Source organism: Nocardia cyriacigeorgica, assembly GCF_029868385.1.
GTDB lineage: Bacteria > Actinomycetota > Actinomycetes > Mycobacteriales > Mycobacteriaceae > Nocardia > Nocardia cyriacigeorgica_F.
Map to the genome: position 1 here is coordinate 249,372 of NZ_JARWNX010000062.1, position 22,898 is coordinate 272,269.

At 67.5% G+C, this 22,898-nt stretch carries 21 protein-coding genes; 6 read left to right on the plus strand and 15 right to left on the minus strand.

Annotated features, from left to right (window positions below; genetic code table 11):
* Window positions 1–73: 73 nt before the first annotated feature.
* Window positions 74–430: an arsenate reductase family protein gene (locus QH168_RS23980; protein WP_280467869.1), complete on the minus strand. Its 357-nt coding sequence runs from the start codon at window positions 428–430 to the stop codon at window positions 74–76.
* 140 nt (window positions 431–570) lie between these two features.
* Window positions 571–963: a PPOX class F420-dependent oxidoreductase gene (locus tag QH168_RS23985; protein ID WP_280467871.1), complete on the minus strand. Its 393-nt coding sequence runs from the start codon at window positions 961–963 to the stop codon at window positions 571–573.
* A gap of 60 nt (window positions 964–1,023) precedes the next feature.
* Here QH168_RS23985 and QH168_RS23990 point away from each other — a divergent pair, with 60 nt between their 5' ends.
* Together QH168_RS23990 and QH168_RS23995 are read left to right on the plus strand one after the other, a co-directional pair.
* Window positions 1,024–1,557 (plus strand): hypothetical protein, encoded by a 534-nt coding sequence (locus QH168_RS23990; protein WP_280467873.1) that lies wholly within the window; start codon window positions 1,024–1,026, stop codon window positions 1,555–1,557.
* A gap of 67 nt (window positions 1,558–1,624) precedes the next feature.
* Window positions 1,625–2,176 carry a TetR family transcriptional regulator gene (locus QH168_RS23995; RefSeq protein WP_280467875.1) on the plus strand — a complete coding sequence of 184 codons (552 nt, stop codon included), beginning with the start codon at window positions 1,625–1,627 and terminating at the stop codon, window positions 2,174–2,176.
* Window positions 2,177–2,839: 663 nt separating this feature from the next.
* Here the strand turns inward: QH168_RS23995 and arc are convergent.
* Window positions 2,840–4,600 carry a proteasome ATPase gene (gene arc, locus QH168_RS24000; protein WP_280467876.1) on the minus strand — a complete coding sequence of 587 codons (1,761 nt, stop codon included), beginning with the start codon at window positions 4,598–4,600 and terminating at the stop codon, window positions 2,840–2,842.
* Window positions 4,601–4,779: 179 nt separating this feature from the next.
* Between arc and QH168_RS24005 the strand changes: the two genes are divergently transcribed.
* Window positions 4,780–5,301 carry a hypothetical protein gene (locus tag QH168_RS24005; protein WP_280467878.1) on the plus strand — a complete coding sequence of 174 codons (522 nt, stop codon included), beginning with the start codon at window positions 4,780–4,782 and terminating at the stop codon, window positions 5,299–5,301.
* 27 nt (window positions 5,302–5,328) lie between these two features.
* Here the strand turns inward: QH168_RS24005 and QH168_RS24010 are convergent, their stop codons facing one another.
* Window positions 5,329–6,162 carry a tRNA (adenine-N1)-methyltransferase gene (locus QH168_RS24010; protein ID WP_280467879.1) on the minus strand — a complete coding sequence of 278 codons (834 nt, stop codon included), beginning with the start codon at window positions 6,160–6,162 and terminating at the stop codon, window positions 5,329–5,331.
* Window positions 6,163–6,264: 102 nt separating this feature from the next.
* Here QH168_RS24010 and QH168_RS24015 point away from each other — a divergent pair, with 102 nt between their 5' ends.
* A complete protein-coding gene (locus QH168_RS24015) occupies window positions 6,265–7,122 on the plus strand; it encodes a RecB family exonuclease (RefSeq protein ID WP_280467881.1) in 858 nt (285 codons plus the stop codon).
* Between the two features lie 59 nt (window positions 7,123–7,181).
* Here QH168_RS24015 and QH168_RS24020 read toward each other — a convergent pair whose 3' ends face one another.
* The 10 genes from QH168_RS24020 to metH all read right to left on the minus strand — a co-directional run bounded on the left by QH168_RS24020 (window position 7,182) and on the right by metH (window position 19,964).
* Window positions 7,182–8,360: a YeiH family protein gene (locus QH168_RS24020; protein WP_280467883.1), complete on the minus strand. Its 1,179-nt coding sequence runs from the start codon at window positions 8,358–8,360 to the stop codon at window positions 7,182–7,184.
* The gene (locus tag QH168_RS24025) at window positions 8,360–8,494 is read right to left on the minus strand and encodes a hypothetical protein (protein WP_280467884.1); all 135 of its coding nucleotides are present in this window, start codon (window positions 8,492–8,494) and stop codon (window positions 8,360–8,362) included. The genes QH168_RS24020 and QH168_RS24025 overlap by 1 nt, the downstream gene beginning before the upstream one ends.
* Window positions 8,495–8,615: 121 nt before the next feature.
* The gene (hisG, locus tag QH168_RS24030; protein ID WP_280467886.1) at window positions 8,616–9,467 is read right to left on the minus strand and encodes an ATP phosphoribosyltransferase; all 852 of its coding nucleotides are present in this window, start codon (window positions 9,465–9,467) and stop codon (window positions 8,616–8,618) included.
* 48 nt (window positions 9,468–9,515) lie between these two features.
* Window positions 9,516–9,779, minus strand: a complete 264-nt coding sequence (locus QH168_RS24035; RefSeq protein ID WP_280467888.1) for a phosphoribosyl-ATP diphosphatase — start codon at window positions 9,777–9,779, stop codon at window positions 9,516–9,518.
* 92 nt (window positions 9,780–9,871) lie between these two features.
* Complete coding sequence (locus QH168_RS24040) at window positions 9,872–11,686, minus strand: choline/carnitine O-acyltransferase (RefSeq protein ID WP_280467889.1); 1,815 nt, start codon at window positions 11,684–11,686, stop codon at window positions 9,872–9,874.
* 26 nt (window positions 11,687–11,712) lie between these two features.
* A complete protein-coding gene (locus QH168_RS24045; protein WP_280467891.1) occupies window positions 11,713–12,516 on the minus strand; it encodes a class I SAM-dependent methyltransferase in 804 nt (267 codons plus the stop codon).
* 30 nt (window positions 12,517–12,546) lie between these two features.
* Window positions 12,547–13,407 (minus strand): HalD/BesD family halogenase, encoded by an 861-nt coding sequence (locus QH168_RS24050; protein ID WP_280467893.1) that lies wholly within the window; start codon window positions 13,405–13,407, stop codon window positions 12,547–12,549.
* Window positions 13,408–13,547: 140 nt separating this feature from the next.
* Entirely contained in the window at window positions 13,548–14,234 is a 687-nt protein-coding gene (locus QH168_RS24055) for an HAD family hydrolase (RefSeq protein ID WP_348537613.1), read from the minus strand.
* Between the two features lie 22 nt (window positions 14,235–14,256).
* Complete coding sequence (locus QH168_RS24060) at window positions 14,257–15,912, minus strand: serine/threonine-protein kinase (protein ID WP_280467895.1); 1,656 nt, start codon at window positions 15,910–15,912, stop codon at window positions 14,257–14,259.
* A 455-nt stretch (window positions 15,913–16,367) separates the two neighbouring features.
* On the minus strand, window positions 16,368–19,964 hold the full coding sequence (gene metH / locus QH168_RS24065) for a methionine synthase (protein ID WP_280467897.1): 3,597 nt from the start codon (window positions 19,962–19,964) through the stop codon (window positions 16,368–16,370).
* Between the two features lie 178 nt (window positions 19,965–20,142).
* Here metH and QH168_RS24070 point away from each other — a divergent pair, with 178 nt between their 5' ends.
* A complete protein-coding gene (locus QH168_RS24070; RefSeq protein WP_280467899.1) occupies window positions 20,143–21,036 on the plus strand; it encodes a PAC2 family protein in 894 nt (297 codons plus the stop codon).
* 69 nt (window positions 21,037–21,105) lie between these two features.
* Here the strand turns inward: QH168_RS24070 and QH168_RS24075 are convergent, their stop codons facing one another.
* Entirely contained in the window at window positions 21,106–21,411 is a 306-nt protein-coding gene (locus QH168_RS24075; RefSeq protein WP_280467901.1) for a hypothetical protein, read from the minus strand.
* A 345-nt stretch (window positions 21,412–21,756) separates the two neighbouring features.
* Here QH168_RS24075 and QH168_RS24080 point away from each other — a divergent pair, with 345 nt between their 5' ends.
* Window positions 21,757–22,854: an XRE family transcriptional regulator gene (locus QH168_RS24080; protein ID WP_348537614.1), complete on the plus strand. Its 1,098-nt coding sequence runs from the start codon at window positions 21,757–21,759 to the stop codon at window positions 22,852–22,854.
* Window positions 22,855–22,898 lie beyond the last annotated feature (44 nt).

The following is a 22,898-nucleotide window of genomic DNA, read 5'->3' on the forward strand; positions in this document are numbered from 1 at the left end:
CTCATGAAGCACTACGAACTGCACTGACGCCAGCCATCTCACCTCGACGCCGGAAGAAGATCAGCCACCGGCATCAATCCAGCGACCGCAGCGACTCCTCGTCACGAGCAACGACCGCCGCACCACCGGCGGTGAACACGATGGGCCGCTGAATCAACGCCGGATTGGCCGCCAACGCCTCGATCCAGCGCTCCCGTTCGGCGGCGGTCCGGCCCCAGCCCGAGATCCCGAGTTCCTTGGCGACCGGTTCGCCGGTGCGGGTGATATCCCACGGCTCGGCACCGAGCTTCGCGAGCACCGCACGTAATTCGTCGGCGGTCGGCGGATCGTCCAGATACCGGCGCACCGTGTACTCGGCGCCGCCCTCCTCCAGGTGCGCGAGCGCCGCACGACTCTTACTGCATCGCGGGTTGTGCCAGATCTCGGTCATGGCCACAGCCTAATCCGCGGGGTGGGTCGCCTCGGGGCTCGGTGACAGGTGCATCCACTCCGGCCACAGCACCGACCACGGTTCCCGCGGGTTCGAACACTTCCAGAGCGCGACCTGGACCGCGGTCGAGCAGGGCTCGCTTACCCGTCCAGTCGGATCCGAATGCCCGCCATGCGCTCGGAGCCCCCGCGTAGCCTGCTGCCCAGCAGCCCGACCCGCGCGACCAGCCCGTACTTGCGTTTCATCAGAACGGTGAAGTGCGCACTCGCGTCCGGCGCCAGCACTTCGGCGAATCCGGGCACCGAGGCGCCGAGCGGTGTGCCGCGCCAGTCGCAGGAGGCGACCGTCACCCGGCCCCCGTTGCGGATCCGCTTCACCTTGCCGGTGTCCGCTGCGCTCCACACCGCCAGCGCCTGGCCGTCGCGCATCACCCAGACCGGGGTGGCGACCGCCCTACCGTCCCGGCGAAATGTGGTGAGGAGCAGATACTTACCGGCCGCCAACTCGCTCAGCACCGTGTCGATGTGTTCCATGGCAATATTCTAACCAGTTAGTTAAGTTGGTCGTCGTGGGCGCAGCCAGCGGTGCGCACGATGCAGCTGAAGGGAATCCGTATGGGGCGATTCGCCTGGACCCTGCTCGCGGGCTTCGCGCTCGGCACCCCCGCGGTCCCCATCGGCCTCTCGCTCTCCCTACCTGGCCCGGTCGCGCTGCTCGCGGTACTACTGGGGGCGGCATGCTGCGTCGTCTTCGCGGTATTCGCCATGGAACGCGTCCGGGTGTACTGGAAATCCTGGCGTGTCCGCTGGAATTCGGCCGCCGTGCCAGCCGGTTCGGCGAACGGCGCGGTCGCCGTCGATGCCGCTCTCGCAGCGACACCCGACGACGCCCGCCTCTCCGGCGGCGCGGGGCGACGGGCACGGCGAGTCCTCGACCGGTACGGCGTGATCGGCTTCGGTATCGCGGGACCCGCCCTCTTCGGCACCTGGGGCTCAGCCCTGCTCGGTGCCGCCCTCGGCATCCCCCGCTGGCGGCTGATCGGCTGGCTGATGGCCGGGATCGTCCTGTGGTGCACGGTGCTGCTCTTCGCGGCGGACGCGGCCTTCGCCGTCTTCGGGATCGGCTGACACGGCGGATCGGCGGGCCGCCCGCGAGGGCGCAACTAACTGGTTAGTCCCGATTACGATGGCCGATATGTCCCGAGCCGACGCCACCAAGGCCCGCATCCTCCAGGCCGCCACCGACGAGTTCGCCACATACGGAATCGCCGGAGCCCGGGTGGACCGGATCGCCAAGACGGCGGCGGCCAACAAGAACCTCATCTATGTCTATTTCTGTAGCAAAGAGCAACTCTTCGACGCTGTCCTCGACGCCCACGTCACCCACGGCCTGGACTCGGTCCCCTTCACCCCCGACGACCTGCCCGAATACGCGGGACGGATCTTCGACTACTGCCAGCAGCACCCCGAGGTCATCCGACTGGCCACCTGGCACCGCCTGGAGCGCGCCGACCGGGACCTCGCCGGCACGTCGCCGACGCGCGCGGCCAAGCTGGAGGCGCTTGCCGCAGTGCAGAAGAAGAGCGGCGTGGGCTCCGACTTCTCCCCCGCAGCGCTGCTGACCTTCGTCCTGAGCATTGCTCTTGCATGGAACCCGAGCAATGTCACCAGCATGCCCGCCGCCGAGGCCGAGAGCGCCGACGACCGCCGGCGCGCGATCGTCGAAGCCGTGCGTCGCCTCCTCTGAGCACACTCGGACGATCGAGGTCGACATCGTTCGAGCCTCCGCGCGGCAACACACCAAAACGCCCATGGCTGAGCGAGTTACGAGCTGTTCATGCCAACGCTGGTCCGAAATGCCAGCCGGGCCTACTCCTCGACAGTTGATGCGATCCCCCTCACGGCGTAGGGACCTCGTTCACGAAGCGAGGACAGCCGACAGGGGCCACGCCCTCGTAGAACGTGACCCCTGCCGGCTCGCCGAGGACGCGGAAACTATCCCGCGCTACCGCTGGACAGCAGCTCCAGGATCGTCTTGATCAGCACTTCGGCCAGGAAATCCGACGCGGAACCGGACATGATGACTCCTTCATCTCGATCGGGCGCAACCCCGCTGCGCCCGCTATCTGAAGCATGAACGATTCAGATTTTCCGCGTGCCCGGTTTCGCCAACCGAGATACTGAGCCCTCCATCGACCGGGCCGCGCAGCCGCCATCCGCCTGCGGTTATAGCTGGACAATCGCCCAGTGTTGTACATCACAGCACCCGAGGAGCCGCGCCTCACGTAGTCGCGGCAGACGATCGACACCGGCATTCTCACCGAGTGCGTCGACGCCGACGGGTGCGGACGGGCCGTCACACACCGAGGCCGCGCTCCCACAGGAAGCGCGGCCTCGGCTCGAACCAGATCTACAGGTACTGACCGGTATTCGACTCGGTGTCGATCGCGCGGCTGGCACTGGCGTTCTTGCCGGTGACCAAGGTGCGGATGTAGACGATCCGTTCGCCCTTCTTACCCGAGATACGTGCCCAGTCATCGGGATTCGTGGTGTTGGGCAGGTCCTCGTTCTCGGAGAACTCGTCCACGATCGAATCGTAGAGATGCTGGATGCGCAGCCCCGGATTGCCGGTGTCGAGCACCGCCTTGATGGCGTACTTCTTGGAGCGGTCCACGATGTTCTGGATCATGGCGCCGGAGTTGAAGTCCTTGAAGTACAGGACTTCCTTGTCACCGTTGGCGTAGGTGACCTCCAGGAAGCGGTTGTCCTCGCTCTCGGCGTACATCCGGTCCACCACCCGCTCGATCATCGCGCGGATGCAGGCGCCCTTGTCGCCGTTGAACTCGTCCAGATCGTCGACGTGCAGGGGCAGCTGCTCGGTGAGGTACTTGGAGAAGATGTCCTGCGCCGATTCCGCGTCCGGCCGCTCGATCTTGATCTTGACGTCCAGACGCCCCGGACGCAGGATCGCGGGATCGATCATGTCCTCGCGGTTGGAGGCGCCGATCACGATCACGTTCTCCAGGCCCTCGACACCGTCGATCTCGCTCAACAGCTGCGGGACGACCGTGGTCTCCACATCCGAGGACACACCCGATCCGCGGGTGCGGAAGATCGAGTCCATCTCATCGAAGAACACGATCACCGGCGTACCTTCGGATGCCTTCTCCCGCGCACGCTGGAAGATGATCCGAATATGGCGCTCGGTCTCACCGACGAACTTGTTCAGCAGCTCCGGGCCCTTGATGTTGAGGAAGAAGGACTTGGCCTCCTTGGCATCCTCACCGCGGGCCTCGGCGATCTTCTTGGCCAGGGAATTGGCCACCGCCTTGGCGATGAGCGTCTTACCGCAGCCCGGCGGACCGTAGAGCAGCACACCCTTGGGTGGGCGCAGCGCGTACTCGCGGAACAGATCCTTGTGCAGGAAGGGCAGCTCGACGGCGTCGCGGATCTGCTCGATCTGACGGCCGAGACCACCGATGTCGTTGTAATCGACATCGGGCACTTCCTCCAGCACCAGGTCCTCGACCTCGGCCTTGGGGATGCGCTCGAAGGCGAACCCGGCCTTGGTGTCGACCAGCAGTGAATCACCGGGACGCAGCCTGCGGATCGGTGCGTCCGGATCGTCGAGGTCGTCGACCTCGGCGACCTTGGCCAGCGGGCCCGACAGCCAGACGACGCGCTCCTCGTCGGCATGGCCGACCACGAGGGCACGGCGGCCGTCGTCGAGGATCTCACGCAACGTGCCGATCTCACCGACCGCGTCGAAATGTCCGGCCTCGACCACCGTCAGCGCCTCGTTCAGCCGTACGGACTGGCCGTACTCGAGGGTGTCGGTGTCGATATTGGGCGAACACGTCAACCGCATCTTGCGGCCGGAGGTGAACACGTCGACGGTCTGATCGTCGTAGGCGCCGATCAGGACGCCGTAACCACTCGGCGGCTGACCGAGCCGATCGACTTCCTCACGCAACGCGACCAATTGCTGGCGCGCCTCTTTGAGGGTGTCCATCAGCTTCGTATTGCGAATAGTCAGCGAATCGATGCGGGCTTCCAATTCCCGTGAACGATCCGGTGAATCCGCGAGTTGCCTCCGGAGTGCAGCCGCTTCGGCGCGCACCGCCTCGAGCTCTCTCCAGGCCGCCGAATCCGAATTCTCGATGGGGCTCATGTGCTGCTCCTCCCAGTCCCGGTCTATCAACGCTACCGGGCGCGAACCGTTCTCGCTGTCCGACATGGTTTCGTGGTGATCACATCTAGGCAGCGCTCGTCGGCCGGAACGACCATGTTAGCCTGCCCTAACACATTACCGGTGAGCCCGCTCACCGACTAGCCGAAAGGTTGCCAGTCATGCTCCTTCCCGTGAGGGCACTGCGCTTCTCCGTAGCCGCTGCCGCCGCCGTCGCCCTGTCGCTCGGCATGACCGCCTGCGGTTCCGATGACGACAGCAGCGACAGCGCCGCGACCAGCACCAGCGTTACCACCAGCGCCGCTGCCGCCGCCACCACCGGCGCCGAGAGCACGGGCGAAGCCCCCACCCCCGAGGCGCTCCAGGGTGTGCTCGACAGCCTGGCCGACCCCGCGGTTCCCACCGCCGAGAAGACCAAGCTGATCGTCAACGGCGAACAGCGCACCGCCAACATCGACCAGATGAACGCCGCGCTGGCGGGCTACGGCGAGCTCACCTTCGGCGTCACCGATGTGACCACCGAGGGCACCACCGCCACCGCGCAGGTCGTCATCTCCTCCCCGAACGGCGCCGCCCCGGCCATGCCGTTGACCTGGGAGAACGTCGACGGCACCTGGAAGCTGTCGGATGCGAGCGGCTGTATGCTGCTCGGCTTCGCGCAGGCGCCCTGCGTCCCCGCCTGATCCGATCGAGGTCCGCGGCCCCAGTGTTCAGCCCTTCGAGGGCCGGCGCTGGGGCTTCGGGGTCACCGTGCCCTCGGCCAGTCTGCGGGCACTGACCAGGAACGCGGTATGGCCCTGCATCCGGTGCTCGGGCCGCACCGCCAGCCCGACGACATGCCAGCCGCGCACCATCGATTCCCAGGACCGCGGTTCGGTCCAGCATTGTTGCTCGCGCAGCGTTTCGACGATCTTGGACAGCTGCGTCACCGTCGCCACGTAGACGATCAGCACACCGCCCGGCACCAGCGCCTTCGCCACCGCGGGCAGTGCGTCCCAGGGTGCGAGCATGTCGAGCACCACGCGATCGACGGGCGGACCGTCGTAGTTCGCGACATCACCGACGGTCAGCGACCAGTTCGCCGGACGTTCGCCGAAGAAGGTCTCCACATTGCGTACGGCGTGCTCGGCGTGGTCGTCGCGGATTTCGTAGGACACCACCTCACCCTCGGGTCCGACGGCCCGCAGCAGCGAGCAGGTGAGCGCACCGGAGCCCGCACCGGCCTCCAGGACGCGCGCGCCGGGGAACATATCGCCCTCGTGCACGATCTGGGCGGCGTCCTTCGGGTAGATCACGGCCGCGCCGCGCGGCATCGACAGCACATAGTCGACCAGCAGCGGGCGCAGCGCCAGATACGGGGTGCCGTTGGTCGAGGTCACCACGGTGCCCTCGTCGGTGCCGATCAGATCGTCGTGCTTGATCCCGCCGCGATGGGTGTGGAACTCCTTGCCCGGCTCCAGGAGCACGGTGTACAACCTGCCCTTGGCATCGGTCAGCTGCACCCGGTCACCGATGGTGAATGGCCCGGTCCGTCTGGCCGTCATGTATCTCCGTTCCGCGAAATGTCACTGTCGTCGCCGTAACCCGGCATGGTGGGCTGGTCGTCCATCGGCACCGTGTCGGTGCCGCCGGATAGCCTGCCAGGTATGCCAGCACCCGCGACCACGCCCCCTCCCGAGGCCGATTCGGCGCCCGGCTCCGATCCGGTGCCGCAGCGGTCACGTCCGGCGCTGTCGCCTTCGCGAGCAATGGATTTCAAGCAGTGCCCGCTCAAGTACCGTCTGCGCGCGATCGATCGGATACCGGAACCGCCCGGACGGCACGCGGTACGCGGCACGGTGGTCCACGCGGTGCTCGAGGATCTCTACGTCCTGCCCGCGGCACAGCGATCACCCGACCGCGCCGAGTCGCTGGCCGGTCCCGCATGGGAGCGGGTGCTCGCCGAACGCCCCGAGATCGCCGATCTGGTCGCCGACGACGGGCTCGAGCCATTCCTCGAGGAGGTTCGCGGCCTGGTGCGTGCCTACTACCGGCTGGAGGATCCGACCGGATTCGATCCCGAGTCGTGCGAGTCCCGCGTCGAGGTCGAGCTGCCCGACGGCGTGCTGCTGCGCGGATTCGTCGACCGGATCGATGTGGCGCCCACCGGTGAGCTGCGGGTGGTCGATTACAAGACCGGACGTGCGCCACGGGTCGAACACGAGACCAAGGCGCTGTTCCAGCTGAAGTTCTACGCACTGGTCATGCTGCGCACCCGTGGTGTGGTCCCGGCCCAGCTGCGGCTGATCTACCTCGCCGATGAGCAGATCCTCACCTACACCCCCGACGAGGAGGAACTCACCCGCTTCGAGCGGACGCTCGCGGCACTGTGGCAGGCCATCCGGGAAGCGGGCAGCACCGGGAACTTCCCGCCCAGCACCAGCTGGCTGTGCGGGTACTGCGATTTCAAGCACCTGTGCCCCGAATACGGCGGTACGCCACCGCCGTATCCGGGTTGGCCGTAGGTTCCCGAATCACCGGAGCAGACCTTCGCCGAATCGGTCTCGGACTGATACCACCCGGTCTACGGGGTGAAGTTGTGGAACAGCAGCACCGAAAGCCCAAGACCGACAACGAGGTTCACTCCGGCCGCGGCGCCGAAGACGATCACCGGACGTGCACCGGCGGCACGCAGCCCACGCAACGAGAATTCCAGACCGATCGAGACGAAGGCCAGGATCAGGAACCAGGTGCGCAGATCGTTGACGGTGGCGATATGCGCGGCGCCGGTGGTCGCGTCCACGGCCTGCACGTACAGGGTGCCGATGATCGAGGCGGCGACGAAGCCGAGCACGAATTTCGGGAAGCGGTCCCAGAATTCGCGCACCGACGGCAGCGCGGCTCCCTTTGCGCGCTCCACCCGCAGGGTGAAGTAGGCGGTCAAGGCGATGGCGACGCCTCCGATGAGCGCGTTCTGCGTCGTCTTGACGATCGCCGCGATCTGCAAGGTCTGCTCACCGGCGATCGCCCCCGAGGCCGCGACGGCCGCCGTGGTGTCGATATTGCCGCCGATCCACGCACCGGCCACCGCGTCCGGCAGCCCGAACAGTCCGGCCAGCCAGGGCAGCAGGAAGATCGACGGCAACGCGAAGATGATCACCAGCGAGGCCGCGTAGGCGATCTGCTCCCGTTTCGCCTGTACCGCTCCCGCCGCGGCGATCGCGGCGCTGACCCCGCAGATCGATACCGCCGAGGCCAGCAGCGCCCGCAGCTTGTCGTCGAGGCCGAGGCGACCGCCCAGCCACCAGGCGAAGCCGAACACCGCGGTGATGAGCAGCAATGCTTGCGCGATCGCGGGTCCCGCCGCTGTCGCCAGCACCTTCAGGTTGATCGAGGCGCCGAGCAGCACCACCCCGGTCTTGATGAAGAACTCGGTGCGGAATCCGACCGAAAGCCGCTCACGCAGGCCCAGTTTCGTGAGCGCCACATTGCCGAGCAGGCCGAGCGCGATGGCGTACACCGGGTATTCGATCGTCTTCGCCACCCGACGCAGCGGTGTATCGGCGGTCCAGTCGGGCACGTGTGTCTCGAAGTACCGGGCCAGCGCCCCGAGCAGCAGTACCACCGCCACGCCGCCCGCCACGGCGGCGGGCGTACCCACCGCGACCGGACGCAGCGCCTCGGTCTCCGACCGCACCGGGCGGCCGGTTTCGGCGGTATCAGCGCCGGTGGGGTGCGGCGCTGCGGATTCGGGTCCGGCCATCACGGCACCAGCCAGTCCGGGATCAGCCCGGTCAGGACCAGGCCGAGCAGGACGAGACCGACCACGGTGGCCGACCAGTCCTCATTCCAGCGGATACCGCGGCCCGAACGACCGTCGGGTGGTGTGTGCGACACGGGGATGGCTCCTTGCGTTCCTCATCGAGGGCCGCAAAGTAGCAACGCCGGGGTGTCCGGCACACGGGTTGAACTCACGGTGAGGCGAACCCCGGCCCTGGACCGGGGTTCGGTGCACCACTCAGAAGGCTCGGCAGGACCGGATATCGGTGGCGAGGATCGCTTTGGCGCCCAGGTCGGCGAGCTGATCCATCACCGAGTTGCCCAGCTTGCGCGGTACGAGGGCGCGCACCGCCACCCAGTCGGGGTCGGTCAACGGCGATACGGTGGGCGATTCCAGGCCGGGGGTGATCTGGGCGGCCTGCTCGAGCAGGGTTTTGGGGCAGTCGTAGTCGAGCATCAGGTACTGCTGGGCGAATACGACGCCCTTGACCCGGTCGATGAGCTGATTACGAGCCTTGTCGTCGCGGTCGGAGCCCTCGCGCTCGATCAGCACGCCCTCCGAATCGCACAGCGAATCACCGAAGGCGATCAGATTGTGCTGACGCAGGGTGCGGCCGGAGCCGACCACGTCCGCGATGGCGTCGGCGACGCCGAGCTGAATGGAGATCTCCACCGCGCCGTCGAGCCGGATGACCTCGGCCTCGATACCGCGCTTGGCGAGATCCGACAGCACCAGATTCGGGTAGGAGGTGGCGATGCGCTTGTCGGCGAGATCCTCGACGGTCCAGTCGCGCCCGGCGGGGGCCGCGTACCGGAAGGTGGAGCCGCCGAATCCGAGACCGAGACGCTCGATCACCGGTGCCGCGGAATCGAGTGCGAGATCGCGGCCGGTGATGCCGAGATCGAGTTCACCCGAGCCCACGTAGATGGCGATGTCCTTGGGCCGCAGGAAGAAGAACTCCACCTGGTTGGACAGATCGAGGACGGTCAGATCGCGGGAATCGGTGCGCTTACGGTAGCCGGCCTCGGACAGGATCGATACGGCCGATTCGGAGAGTGCGCCTTTGTTGGGGACTGCGACGCGCAGCATGGGAGGGGTCCTTTCGGGAGGGAGAACGACTGCGGATTCGAGCGGACGTCACAGATGTCGGTAGACGTCCTCGAGCCGCAGCCCACGGCCCACCATCAGCACCTGCACCCAGTACAGCAGCTGTGAGATCTCCTCGGCGAGCGATTCGTCGCTCTCGTGCTCGGCGGCCAGCCACACCTCACCGGCCTCTTCGAGCACCTTCTTGCCCTGGGTATGCACGCCCGCGTCCAGCGCGGCCACCGTCCCCGACCCCTCGGGGCGGGTGACGGCACGATCCTGGAGCTCGGCGAACAGGCCCTCGAAAGTCTTCACGGGTTGCCATTGTTTCAGACCCCCGCAAACCGTTTCCGGTCGAGTGGTGTCCGCCCGGCACTCGGCCCGCCGGACACCACTCGATCCGCCCGTCACCGCGGCGCGAGCAGCGTTTCCAGGTCGGCGACGGCGGTGCGCAGGTGCCCGGCGAAGGCGTGCATCTGGTCGGCGACCGGCGCGGGGGTGGCCAGGTACAGATTCCAGCGATCGGGCAGCAGCACATAGGCCACGCCGATGCAGCGGGGGCTGGTGGAGCCGAAACCGAAGTACCGGATGTTGACCGACGGCGCCGAGCTGGTGCTCAGGTAGTCGTCACGCATGATCGTCCAGCCGGGGCTGGTGTAGAGCGCGATCGGCTCGGTCACGCCCAGCTCGGCGCCGCGGCGGCGCTGGATCCACTCCAGCTCCCACAGATGCTGCTCCGGCGCCGCACCGGTCTGGCATTGTTTGGCCCGCGCCACATGCGCGGCGGCGGCCGCGCGGGCCGCGGCGAGGCGGGTATCGGCATCGGCGGACTCGTCCTGCATGGCGTCGACGAACGCCACCATCTCCGGGGTGATCACCCGCATCGCCTCGGTGCGCCCGTTGCGATACTGCCGGGTGGCGATGGACTCGTAGGTGGCGCCGGTGATGCCCTTGCTGCGCCGGTGGGCCAGCTGATAGCTCAGTTGGGCGAAGGCGTCCGGGGAGATCCCGAGCTGTTTGGCCTTCGCGGTCCCGAAATCGTCGAACGACACCGTGGTGGTGGCGTTCTCGGCGGCGTAGTGGGCGAATGCCGCACCGGCCGCGCCGATCTCACCGCGCTGCTGCGCGCTGAGCCGGAACTCGATCGGCTCCACCACCGGCAGCCCCTGCGGGCGGGCGCCGGACCGTTCGCCGTGTTCGGCGGCGGTGGTCTCGAGCAGGGTGTCGACGAACGACAGGATGGTGGTGCCGTCCAGACCGCAGTGCTCGACATTGATGCCCGCCTGACCGTCGGCGAAGACGATGAACGACACCGATTTGTCGAACCACCGGTTGGCGCTGTCACCGTGCAGCAGGATGTCGCAGGCCTGGGTTTCATCGCGCGGCGCGAAATCCTCGAGGCATACGCAGAACAGCGCCGTCTCGATGGTGTCGAGCGCGGCGGCATTGTGCGGATCGGCGAGCAGATCGGCCCGGCTGCGCGCCCAGTCCGCACGCGGCAAGGTGGTCAGATGGCCGACCGCGGTATCGGTGGCGGCGTACTTCGATCCGGCCTTGAGCACGGCGCGCAGGCCGTCGGTCAGGTCCTCGAAGCCGTGCGGTGCGCCATCGGCTCCGATGACCTCCATCCGGAACATGCTGCCCCGGTGGAAGACCACGATATGGCGGGCGTCGGACGGGCCCGGCCATTCGGGGCTGTAGGGCACGCGCACCGTGTCCTGCTCCACGCCGGGGATCCGGGTCTCGGAGAACAGGTATTTGTTCTGCCACATCGACAGCTGCTGACCGCGCTGGGTGACCGGCGGAATCTCCTCCCGGTCCAGGGCGAGCTTGTAATCGACGGCCGCGGCGACGATCCCCGCCGCCCGCTCCACCTGACCGGCGCTGGTGGAGGCCGCGAGGGTGGTGTCGTCGCGGAACAGGAAGAAGAAGTTGGCGTTGAGCGCGATCCGGTCGCGCCGACCCAGATACCGCGACGGCCAGAACTCGTCGAGCCAGCTGCCGACGCCGGGGGTGGCGTCGTAGTCGCGCAGTGCGGTGTCCAGGCTCCGGCCCGGTCCGTCGGGGCGCAGCAGATCGGCGACGGCGGACTCGGTGGCGGCGAGTTCTTCGGCGGTCAGCAGCGGCGTGCACCACTCCAGGAAACGGCTACAGCTGTCCTCCAGGGTCGGTAGCGGTACCCGGGGCAGCTGGTCCTCGGCGGCAAACGTGCGTTCGGTCAAGTCGGATTCCTCGGTGTCGGTATGTGTCAGGCGGCGGGGCGGGAGATGTAGAGATTGGCGTAGAGCCAGCCGCTGTCTTCCCGGTCGGTCGGATCGATTCCGTTGGCGGACAGAGTATTCAACACCTGCGCCTGTTCGGCATCCGAGGCGAAGCGGCGCTGGGCGAAATCGCCTGGCAGCTGCTCGGTGCGGTAGCCGAGGGCCGCAAGCTCACCCTCGATCGCGTCGAAGCCGTACATACGCAAGACGAAGTGTGCCATCCACGGCCTGCGTTCGGGGTGGGCGGTGGCGACCCGCAGCAGGGTCTTCTCGGTGACGTAGCCGATACATCCGGTCGAGATCACCAGATCGGCGGCGGCCAGCACCGCGCGCTGTTCGTCGGTGGGGTCGGTGGCTTCCAGGTCCGCGTGCACGGTGTCGTGTAGTAGGCCCGCGGCCTCGGCGTAGGCGAGGGCGGGGCGGGCGGCGTCCATGCCGACGAACCGGACCTCGGGGCGGACATCTTCGGCGGCGAGCCTGGCGCGGTCCCTGGCGATCAGCTCGGCGGGATCGTCGGCGCCGCGGTAGTGCTCCCCCAGGTCGTCGATGGTCGTGTCCAGTCGCAGCAGGGCCGCGTTGACGCCGTAGGAGCAGCCGATGTCGAGGACCGTCGGCGCCTCGACCCCGGTGGCCGCGTGGTATTCGGCGAGCTGCTGCTCGAAATGCGGCTTCGCCAGTTGCGGGATGCAGTAATCCAATTCGGCCATGCGCGCGTAGTACTCGCGCGGATCGGGGCGGTCGTAGATGTCGTCGAAGGAGGCTTTCCCGGTGGTGTGCATAGGCACGGACACGATGGTTCCTCTCGGGTCGAACTGTGCTGCTCAGTCGAGTAGCCGGTCGCCACGGACGGCGTCGGCCGCGGCATGATGATCCGACAGCACCCGCCCGAAGAGCTGGCGGGTGCGTTCCACGGTGCCGATGACACCGGGTCGGTCGCTGTAGGCGAAGATCGCCGTATGCCGTTGGGTTCGGCCGTTCACCGGGGAGACCCGATGCAGGGAGTAACGACCCTGGAACAGTTGCAGATCGCCGGGGCGCAGCTCGAGCCGCTGAATCAGCCCCTCACTCGATCCGTTCAGCACCGCGCGCACATCGTCGAGGTTCTCCGCGTGCGGTGAGCGGATGCCGGGGCAGTATTCGAAGACACCGCCCGCCTCCGGCGCCTGCGTGAGCATGCTGACGGTGTACTCGTTGGTGTCGAAATGCCACGGATGCGACATGCCGGGTGCGACGACGTTGAGCACCAGACCGGCGAGTGGATCGGCGAATTCGTGCAGTCCGGGCAGTTCGAAGCAGTCGGCGATGAAGCGTTGGAACTGCTGGCTCACGTAGAGCTGCTGGATCAGCGCGTCGGTGGGGATGCGGTCGCGCGGGACGAAGGCGTTACCGCGCTCGAGCACGATGCGGCCCGGATGATCTTCGGGCAGTTCGGTATCGAGCGGGATGTTGTAGGCATTGACCCGCTCCACCTGATAGTGCGCGTGCGGCGCCATCTGCTCACCTTGGGACCGCAGCCGCTCATGCAGCTCGGGCCGGATGAATTCGCGCAGTACGGTGCATCCGTCCTGCGCCAGATCTGCGCGCGCCGCCGCCACCGCCGCGCGCAAGCCTGCGCTGTCGGGGTCGGTGATCGGAAAGCGAGTGGTGTCGACGATCTCGTCCAGGGCTACCGTCGCTGCCATAGCGACATTGTTATCGGACTATTCCCGACACGCCCGGGTTTTCCTGAGATAGGCGGTGACAATCGTCACGAACCGCTCGGTATTGTTGTGCGGCAAGGTAGTTCGACCAGGGCAAATGTCCGAATCAGCGGCGGCGCCGCTCAGGCGTGATCCCACGGGTATCGCGTGCGCAGCACATCGTGCAGATCCGCCACCGACAGCGCGACGAGCGAATCGCGCTGGGAACGGGTGGGTGCTTCGGGGACCGCGATCTCACAGGGCACCACGAGCACCGCACAGCCCGCCGCCTCGGCGGCGGCCGCACCGGTCGGCGAGTCCTCGATCGCCACACAGACTTTCGGATCGAGTCCGAGCAGTTCGGCCGCGCGCAGATAGACACCGGGATCGGGTTTGCCGTGCGGCACCTCGTCACCGCAGACCGACGCGTCGAAGTATTCGCGCCCGAGAGTGTCGAGCCCGAATTCGGCGAGCGAACGCTTGGTGTTGGTCACCAGGGCGCTCGGCAGCCCGGCGGCCCGGACCATCGCCAGCGCGTCCTTCGCGCCGGGACGCCACGGAATGGGTTGGGCCATCAACTCGGTGACCCGGCGTTCGAGGAAGCCACCCGCGGCGCGCATCGCCTCGGGTTCCGGGTCGAGACCGAGACCGGTGAACACGATGCGCAACGCGTTGGGGCCGGAGGCGCCAATGAGGGAACGGCGGATCTCGTCGGTCATCCGCGAGCCGAGTTCGACCGCGAGATCGCGCACCGCGATATCCCACAGCTTCTCCGAATCCAGCAGCGTGCCGTCCATATCCCACAGCACGCCGGCCAGCCGCGTGTTCACTCGTTCGCTCCCTTGTCGTCCCCTACAGCCCCGAATTGGCGATCAGCAGCCGCCCGTTCTCCGCGGCCACCTGAATCCACCGGTTCTCGGTGGAGGTCGAACCGTCCTTCAGGGTATAGGTCATGGACACAGTCGCCCCGGTGTCACCATTGGGTGTGACGCTGTGCACGGTCAGGGCGCTGATACCGGACCAGAACTGGATGTAATCGCTGTAGCCGGTCTGCACCTGGTACGCGGGCGCCAGCTGGTACCACGCACCGGCGGCATTGCCCGGCAGCATGCCGTAATAGCCGCTCACGAACTGGGCAACCTGGTCAGGGGTCGGCGGTCCGACACTGGTCGGCGCGGCGGAGGTGGTCGAGGCGGTCGTCGAGCTGGAGATCGTCGAACTGGCGGCGGTGGATGTGGCGGTGGGGGCCTCGTCATCGCCGGACTCCCCCGCGCCCGCATCGCCGGGGCCGAGCGGGTCGACCGAGGGCTGCGCCGTCGTCACCGACGGTGATCCGACACCGGCCGCCGAGGGTTCACCGCCTCCGTTCATCGCGGCGGCGATCAGACCCGCCAGGACGAGGACACCGACCGCCGTGGCGGCCACGATCGCGACCATGCGGCCGCGACCGGCACTGCCCGCGGCGGCGGGCATCGGCGCACCGGGGGCGGTACCGGTGGCGGGATTCATGGCCGGGCGGGGCGTGGGTCCGAGGGGAACGGCAGGCGGGCGCGGCACGGCGCGCGTGGCCTCGGCCGAGATGTCGGCTGCTTCGGGCGAGGGCTGCGGCAGGATCTTCGTCGCGGCGGGGGCGCCCATCCGTGGGCTACGGCCCGCCGCAACGTCTTCCAACGCGCGCCTGGCCTCGTGCATGGTCGGGCGTTCCTCGACGGTGGCCGACAGCAACCGCATCAGCACCGGACCGAGATCGCCCGCCTTCGACGGCGGACGCACCTGGCCGCGCGCCACCGCATGCAGGACGGCCAGCGGATTGTCGCCCTCGCCGAAGGGCGGACTGCCCTGCACCGCCGCATACAGCGTCGAGCCGAGTGCGAACACATCCGAGGCGGGTTCGGGATTCTCACCGCGCGCCACCTCGGGCGCGAGATAGGCGGGTGTGCCCGCGAGGAAGCCGGTGGCGGTGACGGTGACATCGCCGACGGCGCGGGAGATCCCGAAATCGGTGATCTTGACCGTGCCGTCGTCGGCGACGAGCAGATTGGCGGGTTTCACATCGCGGTGCACGATCCCGGCGTCGTGCGCGGCGGCCAGCGCGGCGGCGGCCTGCGCGCCGATCTTCGCGACCTCCGTCGATGGCAGGGTGCGCCCGCCGGACAGTTTCGCGGCCAGGCTCGGCGCGTCCATGTATTCCATGATCAGCCAGGGCTGACCGTCTTCCTCGACGACGTCGAAGACGGTGATCGCATGGGGATGATGCAGCCTGGCCGCGATCCGGCCTTCACGTTTGGCGCGCAGTTTGGCCTCGAGTGCGGCCTCAGGGGTGAGGCCGGGGCCGAGCAGCACCTGTTTGATGGCGACGGTGCGCTGCAATCGGACGTCGGTGGCTCGCCACACCACCCCCATGGCGCCGGTACCGATCGGATCCGTGAGCCGATACCGTCCAGCGATCAACCGATCCGCCGTCATGAGGTTGTGCCCCTCCTGCTTTCCCGCCGAGTCCTCGTGCATTCCGCGCGGTCCAGGTGGGCCCTGGAGTTCCTACACGCCGAATGTGTGTGCACCGGTGAGCCACAGGATGAAACGCATCCGCCGACTGCCCCGGATGCAGTTGCCACCCTCCGACAATGGCATAAGCGTCCGACAGGTTCCAGCAGCGCCGCTGGTTCGGGCGGCGTCCTCGGTGCGGCGGACGGGTGTCGCGGCGTTCTCACGCCGAACCGGCACCGCGATGAGCCCGAACTCGGCTCGACCGATTCGGAAACGGCCTGGTCATCGCGGTGCGCGAATCCCGGCAGCCACATTTACCCCATCGGCCGACAATTATCCGTGAGAACCGTCACAGCTTGGCACTTCGGTGCCACCGGCCCGAGTTCCGCACCGAAGCATCCGACGTCCGGCCGCTGCGGGGTGGACGCCACGTCCGCACGGAGGTGGCACCCGGAATCTCGTCCGGGTGCCCGCGCTCAGGCGTTGAAGTACTTCGCCTCCGGGTGCAGCAGCACGAACGCGTCGGTGGACTGTTCGGGATGCAGTTGCAGTTCTTCCGACAGCGTCACGCCGATCCGGCCCGCCTCGAGCAGATCGACGAGCTTGGCGCGGTCTTCGAGATCGGGGCAGGCGCCGTAACCGAACGAGTAACGGGCGCCGCGATAGCCGAGCTTGAAGTAGTCCTGGACGTCGTCCGGATCGGAGTCGGCGACCGCATGTCCCTCCAGCACCAATTCCTCACGCACTCGGCGATGCCAGTATTCGGCGAGCGCCTCGGTGAGCTGGACACCGATGCCGTGGACTTCCAGATAATCGCGATAGTTGTCGGCGGCGAACAGCTCATTGGCGAAATCCGCGATCGGCTGACCCATGGTGACCAGCTGGAACGGCAGCACATCCACCTGACCGGTCTCCACGGCGCGTGCACGGGAGCGGATGAAATCGGCGATGCACAGGAAACGGTCGCGCTGCTGACGCGGGAAAGTGAACCGATACCGTTGCGGTGCAGCGGGATCGGGTTCGGTCAGCACGATTACGTCATCGCCTTCGGAGATCGCCGGGAAATACCCGTACACGACCGCCGCATGCTGCAAGACGCCCTCGGTGGACAGCCGATCCAACCATGCGCGCAGCCGCGGACGGCCCTCCGATTCGACCAGCTCCTCATAGCTGGGCCCCTCGCCGCCGCGCTGCCCGCGCAGACCCCACTGGCCGAGGAACAGCGCCCGCTCATCGAGCAGCCCCGAGTATTCGTGCAGTGCCAGACCTTTGACCACGCGGGTGCCCCAGAACGGGGGGGTCGGCACCGGCAGATCCGCGGCCACATCCGAACGTTGCGGCACCACGACCGGCGCTTCGGCGGCCTTGCGTTCGGCGGCGATCCGCTTGGAGCGGTCGTGGCGGGCCTTGCGTTCGGCGGCCCGTTCCCGCTCGGCGATGGCCTCGGGGCTGTCCGGATCGGGGCCGCCGCCGCGTTTGCGGGACATGATGTCGTCCATCAGGCGCAGACCCTCGAAGGCGTCGCGCGCGTAGTGCACATCGCCCTCGTAGACGTCGGTGAGGTCGTTCTCCACATAGGAGCGGGTCAGCGCCGCGCCGCCGAGCAGCACCGGGAACTGCTCGGCCATGCCCTTGGCGTTGATCTCCTCGAGGTTCTCCTTCATCACCACCGTCGACTTCACCAGCAGCCCGGACATGCCGATGACGTCGGCCTTCTTGTCCACCGCGGCGTCCATGATGGTCGAAATCGGTTGTTTGATACCGAGATTGACCACTTCGTAGCCGTTGTTGGACAGGATGATGTCGACCAGGTTCTTACCGATGTCGTGCACATCGCCCTTGACGGTGGCCAGCACGATCCGGCCCTTACCGGAATCGTCGGTGGCCTCCATATGCGGTTCCAGATAGGCGACGGCGGTCTTCATCACCTCGGCCGATTGCAGGACGAACGGCAACTGCATCTGACCGGACCCGAACAGCTCGCCCACGGTCTTCATCCCCGCCAGCAGCGTCTCGTTGATGATCCGCAGCGGCGGCACCTCCTGCATGGCCGCGTCCAGGTCGGCTTCCATCCCGGCCTTCTCACCGTCGACGATGCGCCGTTCCAGCCGTTCGAACAGCGGCAACGCGGCCAGTTCCTCGGCGCGGGAGGCCTTCGACGACGAGGCCGACACGCCTTCGAACAGCTGCATCAGCTTCTGGAGCGGGTCGTAGCCCTCGCGGCGCCGGTCGTAGACCAGATCCAGCGCCGTCTCGCGCTGTTCCTCCGGGATCCGCGCGATCGGCAAGATCTTGGAGGCGTGCACGATGGCGCTGTCGAGCCCGGCCTGCACGCATTCGTGCATGAACACCGAGTTCAACACCTGCCGGGCGGCCGGGTTCAGACCGAACGAGATATTGGACAGGCCGAGGGTGGTCTGCACATCGGGGTGGCGGCGCTTGAGTTCGCGGATCGCCTCGATGGTCTCCAGACCGTCGCGCCGCGATTCCTCCTGACCGGTGCCGAGGGTGAAGGTCAAGGTGTCGACGATGATGTCGGATTCGGCCAGCCCCCAGGTGCCGGTGATATCGGCGATCAGGCGTTCGGCGATGGCGACCTTGGTCTCGGCCGTGCGGGCCTGGCCCTCCTCATCGATGGTCAGCGCGACCACCGCCGCGCCGTGCTCGGCGACCAGCCGCATGATCTGCTGATACCGCGAATCGGGGCCGTCGCCGTCCTCGTAGTTCACCGAGTTGACCGCGCATCGTCCGCCCAGATGCTCGAGCCCGGCCTGGAGGACCGGCGGCTCGGTGGAGTCGAGCATGATCGGCAAGGTCGACGCCGTCGCCAACCGGCTGGCCAGCTCGCTCATATCGGCGGTGCCGTCGCGGCCGACGTAGTCGATGCACAGGTCGAGCATGTGCGCGCCGTCGCGGGTCTGGTCCTTGGCGATATCGAGGCATTTCTGCCAGTCACCGGCCAGCATGGCCTCACGGAACGCCTTGGAACCGTTGGCATTGGTCCGCTCGCCGATCATCATGACGCTGGCGTCCTGCTCGAACGGCACCGCCGTGTACATGCTCGACACCGCTGGCTCGTGCACGGGGGTGCGGCGCGCCGTGATCGGCGGCAAGCTCGGCTCGATCTCGCGCACCGCCTCGGTCACCTGGCGGATGTGCTCGGGCGTCGTGCCACAGCAGCCGCCCACCAACGCCAGGCCGAATTCGGAGACGAACCCCGACAGCGCCACCGCCAGTTCCTCGGGCGTGAGCGGATACTCCGCGCCCTTGGCCCCGAGCACCGGCAGACCCGCGTTCGGCATCACCGACACCGGGATGCGGGCGTGCCGCGACAGATGCCGCAGATGTTCGCTCATCTCGTCCGGGCCGGTCGCGCAGTTCAGGCCGATCATGTCGATGCCCAGCGGTTCGAGCGCTGTCAAGGCCGCACCGATCTCGCTGCCGACCAGCATGGTGCCGGTGGTCTCGACGGTGACGTGGGTGATGATCGGAATCCGACGTCCCGCCCGCTCCATGGCGCGCCTGCTGCCGGTGACCGCGGCCTTTACCTGGAGCAGGTCCTGGCAGGTCTCGACCAGGATGGCGTCGGCGCCGCCGTCGAGCATGCCGAGGGCGGCCTCGGTGTAGGCATCGCGCAGCGCCTCGTAGGGTGCGTGGCCCAGCGTCGGCAGCTTCGTGCCCGGCCCCATCGACCCGAGGACGAACCGGGCCGAGCCGTCCGCACCGGGACCCATCTCGTCGGCGACGTCCCTGGCCAGCCGGGTGCCCTTCTCCGAGAGGTCCCGGATCCGGTCGGCGATGTCGTAATCGGCGAGGTTGGGCAGATTGCAGCCGAAGGTGTTGGTTTCCACCGCGTCGGCCCCGGCCTCGAAGTAGGCGCGGTGGATGGCGCGCAGCACGTCCGGGCGGGTGTCGTTGAGGATTTCGTTGCAGCCTTCGAGGCCGCGGAAATCGTCAAGGGTGAGATCGGCGGCCTGCAACATCGTGCCCATCGCACCGTCGCCGATGACGACACGGCGCGCGAGCGTGTCGAGAAGCGTGGTATCGAAGGCGGTGGAGCTGGACGCAGACATGCACCCAGGGTAGTGGGCGCGTACGACGTATCTTTCCGGTACGCCTCATCACCGTGCGCCCGGCCACAGCGCGAGCGTCACGCCGGGCGTGACGAGCAACGGCGTGACGGCCCGACACGCACCGGCGAATACCGCGTCGCGGACGCGGCGAATCGGCTCTGGTCGTAGGCTGGCTCGGGTGAACTCGAGTGAATCTCCGGCCTCGCCCGGCCCGGAACTGCCGCCGTTGCGGAATCCGGTGCTCGTCGCCGCCTTCGAGGGCTGGAACGATGCGGGCGACGCTGCCAGCGGCGCGGTCGAACATCTCGAACTGATCTGGGATGCCAGACCGCTGGCCGAACTCGATTCCGAGGACTATTACGACTACCAGGTCAATCGGCCGATGGTGCGTCAGGTGGATGGGGTGACCAGGGAGATCGTCTGGCCCGCCACGGTGCTGACAGTGTGCTCACCGCCGGGCAGTGATCGCGATGTGGTGTTGCTGCGCGGGATCGAACCCAATATGCGCTGGCGCCGGTTCTGTGCGGATCTGCTGGAACTCATCGACCAGCTCGAGGTGCAGACCGTGGTGATCCTCGGCGCGTTGCTGGCCGATACCCCGCACACCCGTCCGGTGCCGGTGACCGGCTCCGCCTACAACAAGGAGGCGGCCGAGCGGTTCAGTCTCGAACAGACCCGCTACGAGGGCCCCACCGGTATCACCGGCGTCTTACAGGATCAGTGTGTGAAGGCGGGCGTGCCAGCGGTGTCGTTCTGGGCGGCGGTTCCGCATTACGTGTCGCAGCCGCCCAATCCCAAGGCCACGATCGCGCTGCTGCACCGGGTCGAGGACGTCCTCGATATCGAGGTGCCGCTGCGGGAGCTGCCCGCGCAGGCCGAGGAGTGGGAGTCGACGGTCAACGAGATGACGGTCAACGACGAGGAGATCAGCGACTACGTGCGCTCCCTCGAGGAGCGTGGTGACGCCGCGAGCGATCTCAACGAGACCATGGCCAAGATCGATGGCGATGCCATCGCCGCGGAGTTCGAGAAGTATCTGCGCCGACGCGGGCCCGGTGGCTTCGGCCGCTGATCGCGGCCCCGCTACCACGGGCGGTCCACCGCGACAATCGATTTCGGGGTGGGCGCGCCGGGCGGGGGCTCAGGTGTGCAGCGTCCAGACCTTGGCCTCCGCATCGCTGGCCAGCTTCGCGAGCAGCATGTCCCGCGGAATCGTCTGACCGGCAAGGTGATCGAGCGATGGCACCACCACGTGGTGGGCGTCGGCTCGTTTCAGTTCCTGGGTGAGTTCGGCGAACGCCGTGCCGTCACCCGCGGTCGATTCATGGAATGTCGCGGCGAAGCAGAGCCCCGCGGCGCGAGCGAGGCCGCGTAGCGCGGCTTCCAGCTCGTCGCCGTGGCCCTCGGCGAGATCGTCACGCAGATATCCATAGATCAACGCTTCCACCCGTACCTCCTGGATCTTCCCCCGCCGTGACGGGGAGCAGTGCGCCTCCGGGATCTCTCCCCGCGGATGCGGGGGTGTTGCGCTGGGCCGGACCAACATCGGCCCATCTAGAGCATGTCCGATCTTCTGCGGCGAAAGCAGATGTCAACCCAGTGACATCTAGGTGCCCTATCCGGTGCACCGAAAGTTAACTGGTGCGATACTACAGACGTGGCCGCTGCTGACGATCGACCCGTCTGGGCTGTCCGGATGCGCTCGGAGCGCGACGCGAGAGGGTGGTCACAAGCAGACGCCGTCCGCGCGATGCGCGCCAAGTCATCCCACAACCTGCCGACAGACAGTACCTTGCTGCGTAATTGGCGGCGGTGGGAATCGGGCGAGTCCCGACCCGACGAGTTCTACGCCCCCATCATCGCCGCCGCCTTCGACACCGTCACCGCGGCGTTCTTTCCGAAGTCGCGACCCAATCGCGATGACGAACTGCTGGCCGCGACCGGTATGGACACACTGGAATTCATCGGCCGCCTTCGCATGTCGGACGTTTCCCCGGCCACGCTTGAGGCCATCAGGATCACCGCCGAGCGGCTGTGTTGTGAATACCCCTATACGGATCCGCACGAGTTGCACGTCGAGGGCACCAACTGGTTGCGCCGGATCACCTCGCTGCTCGACGGCAGGCTCACCCTGTCGCAGCACCGTGAGGTGCTGGAACTGGCGGGGTGGGTGGCGTTGCTGGTGGGCTGTGTCGACTACGACCTCGGCCGCCGCACCACCGCCGAGGCCACCCGCCGCGCGGCCCGTTCACTCGGCCACGAGGCCGATAATCCCGAAATCGTCGGCTGGAGTGCGGAAATGGCGGCCTGGTTCGCCCTGACGCAGGGCAATTATCGCGGCGCCATCGAGGCGGCGGATCCGGACCTCACGGGCTGCGGTTCGTTCGGGGTGGGTGTGCAGCTGGCCGCGCAGCGGGCCAAGGCATGGGCCAGGATCGGTGATCGCCGGGAAGTGGACGCGGCATTGTCTGCGGGACGGGCCATTCTGGAGCGGCTCGACCATCCGGTCGATCTCGATAATCATTTCGTGGTGGATCCGCAGAAGTTCGACTTCTACGCGATGGATTGCTGCCGGGTCGCCGGTGAGGACAAACTGGCCGAAACCTATGCCAGGCAGGTCATCGAGGACGCCACCCGCCCCGATGGTTCGCTGCGCAATCCGATGCGGGTGTCGGAGGCGCATCTGACCCTCGCGGTGGTGGCGGTGCGGCAGCGCGATCTGGAACTGGCCGTCCATGAGGGCGTGCGCGCCTTCTCCGGGAAACGGCGCTCGCTGCCCTCGCTGATGTGGATCGCCGGTGAGGTCGCCCGCGAGATCATCGAACGTTTCCCCGGCGATCCGCGCACCCGCACCTACCTCGATCAGCTGCGCGCGCTGTCGCCCGAGTGAGCCGGGCGAACGCGGGCATACCGGACGCGGCCACGCCGAACGGG

Bases quoted from the DNA above. Each gene is read 5' to 3' on its own strand.
- QH168_RS23980 (WP_280467869.1), bottom strand. From the start codon at position 430: ATGACCGAGATCTGGCACAACCCGCGATGCAGTAAGAGTCGTGCGGCG.
- QH168_RS23985 (WP_280467871.1), bottom strand. From the start codon at position 963: ATGGAACACATCGACACGGTGCTGAGCGAGTTGGCGGCCGGTAAGTAT.
- QH168_RS23990 (WP_280467873.1), top strand. From the start codon at position 1,024: ATGCAGCTGAAGGGAATCCGTATGGGGCGATTCGCCTGGACCCTGCTC.
- QH168_RS23995 (WP_280467875.1), top strand. From the start codon at position 1,625: ATGTCCCGAGCCGACGCCACCAAGGCCCGCATCCTCCAGGCCGCCACC.
- arc (WP_280467876.1), bottom strand. From the start codon at position 4,600: ATGAGCCCCATCGAGAATTCGGATTCGGCGGCCTGGAGAGAGCTCGAG.
- QH168_RS24005 (WP_280467878.1), top strand. From the start codon at position 4,780: ATGCTCCTTCCCGTGAGGGCACTGCGCTTCTCCGTAGCCGCTGCCGCC.
- QH168_RS24010 (WP_280467879.1), bottom strand. From the start codon at position 6,162: ATGACGGCCAGACGGACCGGGCCATTCACCATCGGTGACCGGGTGCAG.
- QH168_RS24015 (WP_280467881.1), top strand. From the start codon at position 6,265: ATGCCAGCACCCGCGACCACGCCCCCTCCCGAGGCCGATTCGGCGCCC.
- QH168_RS24020 (WP_280467883.1), bottom strand. From the start codon at position 8,360: ATGGCCGGACCCGAATCCGCAGCGCCGCACCCCACCGGCGCTGATACC.
- hisG (WP_280467886.1), bottom strand. From the start codon at position 9,467: ATGCTGCGCGTCGCAGTCCCCAACAAAGGCGCACTCTCCGAATCGGCC.
- QH168_RS24050 (WP_280467893.1), bottom strand. From the start codon at position 13,407: ATGGCAGCGACGGTAGCCCTGGACGAGATCGTCGACACCACTCGCTTT.
- QH168_RS24060 (WP_280467895.1), bottom strand. From the start codon at position 15,912: ATGCACGAGGACTCGGCGGGAAAGCAGGAGGGGCACAACCTCATGACG.
- metH (WP_280467897.1), bottom strand. From the start codon at position 19,964: ATGTCTGCGTCCAGCTCCACCGCCTTCGATACCACGCTTCTCGACACG.